At 66.2% G+C, this 8505-nt stretch carries 5 protein-coding genes, 3 tRNA genes and 1 pseudogene; 5 read left to right on the forward strand and 4 right to left on the reverse strand.

Going from position 1 to position 8505, the window contains the following annotated elements:
- From emrC to emrB, 3 genes and pseudogenes are all read left to right on the forward strand, one after another.
- Positions 1-684 (forward strand): annotated as a pseudogene (emrC, locus tag N5E02_RS18950) (multidrug efflux transporter outer membrane subunit EmrC); the annotation flags it as partial.
- A gap of 11 nt (positions 685-695) precedes the next feature.
- Positions 696-1877 (forward strand): multidrug efflux MFS transporter periplasmic adaptor subunit EmrA, encoded by a 1182-nt coding sequence (gene emrA, locus N5E02_RS18955; protein ID WP_021204129.1) that lies wholly within the window; start codon positions 696-698, stop codon positions 1875-1877.
- 7 nt (positions 1878-1884) lie between these two features.
- Complete coding sequence (emrB, locus tag N5E02_RS18960) at positions 1885-3474, forward strand: multidrug efflux MFS transporter permease subunit EmrB (protein ID WP_065186080.1); 1590 nt, start codon at positions 1885-1887, stop codon at positions 3472-3474.
- 135 nt (positions 3475-3609) lie between these two features.
- Here the strand turns inward: emrB and N5E02_RS18965 are convergent.
- Together N5E02_RS18965 and N5E02_RS18970 are read right to left on the reverse strand one after the other, a co-directional pair.
- Positions 3610-3694, reverse strand: a tRNA-Leu gene (locus tag N5E02_RS18965).
- 50 nt (positions 3695-3744) lie between these two features.
- Entirely contained in the window at positions 3745-4644 is a 900-nt protein-coding gene (locus N5E02_RS18970; RefSeq protein ID WP_279946607.1) for a LysR family transcriptional regulator, read from the reverse strand.
- Between the two features lie 100 nt (positions 4645-4744).
- On the opposite strand from N5E02_RS18970, the gene N5E02_RS18975 reads away from it, so the two are divergent.
- Positions 4745-5491 (forward strand): sulfite exporter TauE/SafE family protein, encoded by a 747-nt coding sequence (locus N5E02_RS18975; protein WP_279946608.1) that lies wholly within the window; start codon positions 4745-4747, stop codon positions 5489-5491.
- Between the two features lie 56 nt (positions 5492-5547).
- Here N5E02_RS18975 and N5E02_RS18980 read toward each other — a convergent pair.
- Both N5E02_RS18980 and N5E02_RS18985 read right to left on the reverse strand, forming a co-directional pair.
- Positions 5548-5632: transfer RNA gene (locus tag N5E02_RS18980), tRNA-Leu, on the reverse strand.
- A 204-nt stretch (positions 5633-5836) separates the two neighbouring features.
- Positions 5837-5921 (reverse strand) — tRNA-Leu (locus N5E02_RS18985).
- 128 nt (positions 5922-6049) lie between these two features.
- On the opposite strand from N5E02_RS18985, the gene rnr reads away from it, so the two are divergent.
- On the forward strand, positions 6050-8505 hold a 2456-nt coding region (rnr, locus tag N5E02_RS18990), incomplete at its 3' end, for a ribonuclease R (protein WP_279946609.1).

The following is an 8505-nucleotide window of genomic DNA, read 5'->3' on the forward strand; positions in this document are numbered from 1 at the left end:
CGTGGCCTGTCGATCCAGCGCCCGCAGCCGCTGAATCCGGTGGCATTGCAGCTGCCGGGCGTGCTGCCCAGCGAACTGCTTGGCCGCCGCCCCGACATCGTGGCCGCACGCTGGCGCGTTGAAGCGGCCGACAAGCAGATCAAGGTTGCCAAGACCAAGTTCTACCCGAGCTTCAACCTGACCGCGCTGGCCGGCGTGGTCGCCCCGAATGTGGGCGACCTGCTGAAGAGCAGTTCCACCTTCGCCTATATCGGCCCTGCGCTGAGCCTGCCGATCTTCGAGGGCGGCAAGCTGCGCGCCAACCTGGCCAATACCGATGCGCAGTACGACCTGGCGGTGGCCAACTACAACCAGACCGTGCTCGATGCGCTGCGTGATGTGGCCGACCAGGTCAACGCGGTGCGCTCGCTGGCACAGCAGGCGCAGTCGCAGCAGCAGGCGGTGGACACCGCACGCGCTGCCTTCGACCTGGCCCAGCAGCGCTACCGTGCCGGCATCGGCAGCTACCTGGACGTGCTGACCGCGCAGTCCACCCTGCTGCAGTCGCAGCAGCAGCTGGCCGGCCTGCAGTCGCAGCAGGTGCAGTCCTCGGTGCGCCTGAGCAAGGCGCTGGGCGGTGGTTTCCAGCCCACTGACGCCGACCGCGCACCGATCGCCTCCCATTCCGATTCCTCGCATTCCTGAAGATCTCCGACATGAGCCAGACCCAAGACACCGCGGCCCCGGCCGCCCCCAACCGCCGCGGCAACCTGCTGCGCGGCCTGTTCGTGATCGTCGTGCTGCTGCTTGCCGCTTTGGCGCTGTGGTACTTCATGTTCGGCCGTTGGTTCGAAGAGACCGACGATGCCTACGTGCAGGGCAACCAGGTGCAGATCACCCCGCTGGTGGCCGGCACCGTGGTCGCCATCAATGCCGATGACGGCATGCGCGTGGAGCGCGGCCAGCTGCTGGTGCAGCTGGACCCGTCCGACACCGCAGTGGCGCTGCAGCAGGCCGAAGCCAACCTGGCCAAGACCGTGCGCCAGACCCGCGGCCTGTACCGCAGCGTGGAAGGCGCGCAGGCGGACCTGAACGCCCGCCAGGTGACCCTGAAGCGCGTGCGCGAAGACTACGCCCGCCGCAAGGACCTGGCCGCCACCGGCGCCATCTCCAACGAAGAACTGGCCCACGCCCGCGACGAGCTGGCCGCGGCCGAAGCCGCCGTGGCCGGTTCACGCGAGACCGTCGAGCGCAACCGCGCGCTGGTCGACGACACCGTGATCGCCACCCAGCCGGATGTGCAGGCCGCCGCTGCGCAGCTGCGCCAGGCCTTCCTCAACAATGCCCGCGCCGGCATCGTTGCGCCGGTCTCCGGCTACGTCGCCCGTCGTTCGGTGCAGGTCGGCCAGCGCGTGCAGCCGGGCAATGCGCTGATGGCCGTGGTGCCGACCGAGCAGATGTGGGTCGAGGCCAACTTCAAGGAAACCCAGCTGCGCCACATGCGCCTGGGCCAGGAAGTGGAGCTGAAGTCGGACCTGTACGCCGGCGACGTGAAGTACAAGGGGCGCATCCAGAGCCTGGGCCTGGGCACCGGCTCGGCGTTCTCGCTGCTGCCGGCGCAGAACGCCAGCGGCAACTGGATCAAGATCGTGCAGCGCGTACCGGTGCGCATCGCCATCGATGCCAAGCAGCTGGCCGAGCACCCGCTGCGCATCGGCCTGTCGATGAAGGCCGAAGTGAGCCTGCGCGACCAGAAGGGCGAAGTGCTGCCGAGCACCCCGGCCAAGGGCACGGTGTTCGACACCGACGTGTATGCCAAGCAGCTGCATGATGCCGACGAGGTGATCCACACGATCATCCAGGGCAACCTGCCGCAGCAACAGGCGAAGGTGGGCTGAGGTCGCCATGTCCGCACAAGCTCCAGCCGCGCCCGGCGCTCCGGGCGCACCGGCGGCGCCGGCTGCAGCCTCCGGGTTCCTGCCGCCCAGCGTCGCCCTGTGCACCGTCGGCCTGGCGATGGCGTCGTTCATGCAGGTGCTCGACACCACCATCGCCAACGTCTCGCTGCCGACCATCGCCGGCAACCTCGGTGCCAGTTCGCAGCAGGCGACCTGGGTCATCACCTCGTTCGCGGTCAGCACGGCCATCGCGCTGCCGCTGACCGGCTGGCTCAGCCGCCGTTTCGGCGAACGCAAACTGTTCGTCTGGGCCACGCTGGCCTTCGTCATCACCTCGCTGTTGTGCGGCCTTGCGCAGAGCATGGGCATGCTGGTGGTGTCGCGTGCGCTGCAGGGTTTCGTGGCCGGTCCGATGTACCCGATCACACAGTCGCTGCTGGTCTCGATCTACCCGCGCGAGAAGCGCGGACAGGCATTGGCGCTGCTGGCGATGATCACGGTGGTGGCGCCGATCTGCGGCCCGATCCTCGGTGGCTGGATCACCGACAACTACAGCTGGGAATGGATCTTCCTGATCAACGTGCCACTGGGCATCTTCGCCGCGCTGGTGGTGGGCAACCAGCTGAAGGGACGCCCGGAGCAGATCGAGAAGCCGAAGATGGACTACGTCGGCCTGATCACGCTGGTGATCGGTGTCGGCGCGCTGCAGCTGGTGCTCGACCTGGGCAACGACGAGGACTGGTTCTCGTCGATGAAGATCGTGGTGCTGGCCTGCGTGGCGGTGGTGACGCTGACGGTGTTCCTGATCTGGGAACTGACCGACAAGGATCCGATCGTCGACCTGAAGCTGTTCCGGCACCGCAACTTCCGTGCCGGCACGCTGGCGATGGTGGTGGCCTATGCGGCGTTCTTCAGCGTGGCGTTGCTGATTCCGCAGTGGCTGCAGCGTGACATGGGCTATACCGCGATCTGGGCAGGCCTGGCGACCGCACCGATCGGCATCCTGCCGGTGATCATGACGCCGTTCGTGGGCAAGTATGCGTCGCGCTTCGATATGCGCATGCTGGCCACCGTGGCGTTCATCGTGCTGTCGATGACCAGCTTCCTGCGCTCGAACTTCAATCTGCAGGTGGACTACATGCACGTGGCCGGCGTGCAGCTGATCATGGGCATTGGCGTGGCGCTGTTCTTCATGCCGGTGCTGCAGATCCTGCTGTCGGACCTGGATGGGCGCGAGATCGCGGCGGGCTCCGGCCTGGCGACGTTCCTGCGCACGCTGGGCGGCAGCTTCGCGGCCTCGCTGACGACGTGGCTGTGGGCGCGGCGTACCCAGGTGCACCATGCCGATCTGACCGAGCACATCTCGGCCTATCAGCCGGGCATGCAGGAGCAGGTCACTGCGATGGGGCAGGGCGACCTGCAACATGGCGCGGCGGTACTGAACAACATGATCAACCACCAGGCATCGCAGATGGGTTTCAACGACATCTTCTTCCTGCTGGGCTGGATCTTCCTGGCGATCATCACCTTCCTTTGGCTGGCCAAGCCGCCGTTCGGCGCAGGCGCAGGTGCGGCGTCCGCGGGCGGTGGGCATTGATCGACCATTGGCGTTGAAACGCACAAAACCCCGCCGCAAGGCGGGGTTTCTGTCTGGTGGATCCACGTCATCGCGTGCCACCCAGCCTCCGGAAACGAAAAAACCCGCTTTCGCGGGTTTGATCATCTTGAGTCGTGGTGCCCAGGAGAGGACTCGAACCTCCACGGTTTTACCCGCTAGTACCTGAAACTAGTGCGTCTACCAATTCCGCCACCTGGGCGACTCAGGAGATGAATTGTGCGGCACGGCAGAGAGTGTGTCAACAACATTTCACACTATTTTCTGCGCTTGCACGCCCAGGTGGTGCAGCAGGCTGCGCATCGCCGGTGACAGCTGCGCCCACTCGGCGAAACAGGCGCACAGGCGGCGCTGTGCCCACGCATCTGCAAGCGGCACCGCAACGGTATGCGTGCTGCGCCGATGCTGGCGCGCAATGGTACGCGGCACGATACCGACACCGATGCCGTGGCCGACCATGATGCAGACGCCCTCGAAGGTCTTCATGCGGATGCGCACGTCCAGTCGGCGACCGATGTCGCGCGCCTGGTCTTCGATGTAGGTCTGCAGTGCATTGCCATCGGCCAGGGCAACGAAGGTCTCGCCGGCAATATCGGCGAAGGCCAGCGTGCGCCGTGTGGCGAAGCGGTGGTCGGCCGGCAGCAGCATCACCAGCGGATCTTCGGCCACCACATGCTGCTGCAGGCCGGTGGCGTCGACCGCATCACTGATGATGCCGGCCTCGGCCTGGCCAGCGCTGATTGCACGCACGACTTCGGGGCTGGTGCGTTCCAGCAGTTCGACGTGCAGGCGGGGTCGTTCGGCCAACCACGGTGCGAGCCGCGAGGGCAGGTAGTTGGTCAGTGCTGCGGTGTTGGCATACAGATGCAGGGTGCCGCGCGCCCCCTGCGCGAATGCCTGCAGTTCGCCGCGCAGCTGCGCCTGCTGTTGCAGGATCAGGCGTGCATGGTGGGCGAGGGCGGCGCCGGCTTCAGTCAGGATGACGCCACGTGGATGCCGGTTCAACAGCAGGGTGCCGGCATCGGCTTCGATCGTGCGCAGGCGCTCGCTGGCCGAACCCAGGGCCAGGTTCGCCTGCGTTGCGCCGGCAGTGATGCTCCCGGCCTCGGCGATTGCCAGGAACAGGCGCAGGTCGGCGATGTCCATCCGCATGTGGGTGCCCTCATCGCAGGGCCACCGCCTTCGGATCAGCCGAAGGCAGGGCCGGAAAGACCGCATTGTGCGCCGTTGCTCCGCCCGATCCAATGAAGGCATGGATGAATCGATGTACTTCTACGTGCTGCTGGTGCTGGTGTTCGTATTGGCCGGCGTGGTCAAGGGGGTGACCGGCATGGGGTTGCCGACGGTGGCGATGGGGGTGCTGGGCAGTACGCTGTCGCCGGTGGCGGCAGCGTCGATGCTGTTCATTCCGACCTTCGTCACCAATGTGTGGCAGCTGTTGTCCGGGCCAGCGCTGGGCCCCATCGTGCGGCGCCTGTGGCCGATGATGCTGGCCGTGGTGGTGGTGACGCTGGGTTCGGCAGCGCTGCTGGTACGGGTCGATCGCAGCGGGTCGCGCGTTGCGCTGGGCGTGGTCCTGATGGTCTATGCCGCCTATGCGTTGCTTGCGCCGGTGTTCCGCGTGCCGCAGCGGCGCGAGCGCTGGCTGGGGCCGCTGGTGGGCGCGCTGTCCGGCGTAGTGACCGGCGCCACCGGCGTGTTCGTGATGCCGGCGGTGCCGTACCTGCAATCACTGGGGTTGCAGCGCGAAGAACTGGTGCAGGCGCTCGGGCTGGCGTTCACCGTATCGACGATTGCACTGACCACGGGCCTGGTGCTGCACGGTGCGTTCGGCATCCAGCAGCTGGGCTTGAGTGCACTGGCGGTGGTGCCGGCACTGCTGGGCATGTGGCTGGGGCAGGTGATCCGGCAGCGCATCAGCGCACGGGTGTTTCGGGCGTGCTTCCTTGGCTTCCTGCTGCTGCTCGGCCTGGAGCTGGTGCTGCGGCCATTGTTCTGATGCCAAATTCCGGGCATGAAAAAACCCGCTTTCGCGGGTCTTTCTCATTCTCGACGTGGTGCCCAGGAGAGGACTCGAACCTCCACGGTTTTACCCGCTAGTACCTGAAACTAGTGCGTCTACCAATTCCGCCACCTGGGCGTCGAGGAGCGAGATTATGGGGTGTTGTTACGGGGGTGTCAACACTTTTTGTGGGCCTGGGGGTGGATCCGGTTTCGCCTGCGAGATGGGCTACGACCCCATCTCACTCGCTGGGGTCAGAGCCCTTTCCTTCGGAAAGGGATCCGACCCCGCTACCGGATCGCAGGCAAAAAAAATCCCCGCCGAAGCGAGGAGTTTTTTCGTTGGTGCCCAGGAGAGGACTCGAACCTCCACGGTTTTACCCGCTAGTACCTGAAACTAGTGCGTCTACCAATTCCGCCACCTGGGCGTTCCAGAGGCGCAATTGTGAAGATGAATCCGGGAGCTGTCAACGACTTCCTGAAATTATTTCATCCAACGCCTCCAGGGCGGGCGCTGACCCGTTCTGCACGCCATCAACGGCTACCATGTAGGGCGATGACTACCAAAAAACCAAGCAAGGGCGGGAGCAAGTCCCGCAGCCAAGCCCCGAAGAAGGGCCCGAAGGCGGGCGCAGCCCGCACCCCCAAGCCGGGCAAGCCGCTGCCAGGCTGGTTCCCCGAATTGAATGAAGGCGGTACGCCGCCACGCGGCCGCAAGGTCCGCACCGCTGATGCGGCAGCGCCCGGCCCGGCCCCGGGCCGCAAGCTGCCGCCGACCGGCAAGGTGATCGACGATCCCTACGCCGCCCGCGAAGCCGAGAAATACGAACAGCCCATCGCCAGCCGCGAGGCCATCCTGGCCCTGCTGGAGCGTTGCGAAGGGCCGCAGACCGCCGAGGAACTTGGTGCACGCCTGGGCCTGACCGCACCGGATCGGGCCGAGGCGCTGTCTCGCCGGCTCGGTGCCATGGTCCGTGATGGCCAGCTGGTGCAGAACCGCCGCGGCGGTTTCGCCCCGATCCAGACGTTGAACCTGGTCACCGGCGTGGTGATCGCCAACCCGGAAGGGTTCGGTTTCCTGCGTCCGGTCGAGGGCGGCGACGACCTGTTCCTGCCGCCGTATGAAATGCGCAAGGTGATGCACGGCGACAAGGTGCTCGCCCGCGTGACCGGCATCGATCACCGGGGCCGTCGCGAGGGCAGCATTGCGCGCGTGCTCGAACGCGGCATGACCCGCCTGATCGGCCGCTTCAGCATCGAGATGGGCATCAACTACGTGGTGCCCGATGACAAGCGCGTGCAGCGCAACGTGCAGGTGCCGCCGGACCAGACCGGTGGCGCGCGCGACGGCCAGCTGGTGGTCTGCGAACTGACCCAGGCCCCGGACAGCCGCCGCCCGCCGATCGGCCGCATCATCGCCGTGCTGGGCGACAAGCTGACCGCGTCGCTGGTGGTGGAGACCGCCATCCACGGTCACGAGCTGCCGTTCGAGTTCCCGCAGGAGGTGCTGGACGAAGCCGCATCGGTGCCGCTGGTGGTTGAGCCGGCGATGATCGGCGACCGTGTCGACCTGCGCAGCACGCCACTGGTCACCATCGACGGTGAGGATGCCAAGGACTTCGACGACGCGGTGTACTGCGAGCCAAATGCCGATGGCTTCCGCCTGGTGGTGGCCATTGCCGATGTCTCCAACTACGTGCGCCCCGGTACGCCGCTGGATGAGGAAGCGCAGAAGCGCGCCACCTCGGTGTACTTCCCGGGCTTCGTGGTGCCGATGCTGCCGGAGACGCTGTCCAACGGCATCTGCTCGCTGATGCCGAAAGTCGACCGCATGTGCTTCGTCTGCGACATGCAGATCGACCGCGATGGCCTGGTCACGCATTCGCGCTTCTACGAGGCGGTGATGAATTCGCACGCGCGCCTGACCTACACCCAGGTGTGGAAGGCGGTCGGCGAGGACGATGCCGATACCAAGGCCTGGATGGGCGACCTGTTGCCGCAGGTGCAGCGCCTGCACCAGCTGTACAAGGTGCTGTCCAAGGCACGCGCCAAGCGCGGTGCCATCGAATTCGAAAGCAGCGAAGTGCGCTTCGTGCTGGACAATCGCGGTGAAGTCACCCAGGCCGGCATGCTGGTGCGCAACGACGCGCACAAGCTGATCGAGGAATGCATGATCGCGGCCAACGTGGAGGCGGCGAAATACCTGCTGTCGCGCCACGTGCCGGCGCCGTACCGCATCCACGAGAAGCCGCCGGAAACCAAGTACGCCGACCTGCTGGAATTCCTCAAGGAGTTCAAGCTGAGCCTGCCGCCGTGGTCGAAGGTGCGCCCGGGTGACTACACCAAGCTGCTGAAGAAGATCCGCGACCGCCCCGATGCGACGCTGCTGGAATCGGTGTTGCTGCGCAGCCAGAGTCTGGCGATCTACAGCCCGGAGAACCACGGCCACTTCGGCCTGGCGCTGGAGGCCTACGCGCACTTCACCTCGCCGATCCGTCGCTATCCCGACCTGCTGGTACACCGCGCGATCAAGCACGCGCTGTCCGGCAAGCCGCTGGACAAGTTCACCTACAACGCCCGCGAGATGGCCGCGCTGGCACTGCAGTGTTCCGAGCGTGAGCGCCGTGCCGACGAGGCCGAGCGCGAGGTCGACGAGCGTTACCGCGCGGCGTGGATGGAAAAGCACGTGGGCGGCCAGTTCGACGGCGTGATCAGCGGCGTGACCAGCTTCGGCCTGTTCGTGGAGCTGGACGAGTCGAAGGTGCAGGGCCTGGTCCACGTGACCCAGCTGCCGCAGGACTATTACAAGTTCGACGCGACCCGCAAGACGCTGACCGGCGAGCGCCGCGGCGGCAGCTACCGGCTGGGCGACCGCGTGCGCATCCTGGTGCTGAAGGCCAGCATGGAAGAGCGCAAGATCGACTTCCGGCTGGTCGAGCACAGGGGCGAGGACGAGGGTGACGGGCTGCCGCCGCTGCCTGAGCGGGGCAAGCCGGCCAAGCGGAAGAAAGA

Origin of the sequence: Stenotrophomonas sp. GD03777 (assembly GCF_029842485.1) — a bacterium.
In the GTDB taxonomy this organism is placed as follows: Bacteria; Pseudomonadota; Gammaproteobacteria; order Xanthomonadales; family Xanthomonadaceae; genus Stenotrophomonas; species Stenotrophomonas sepilia.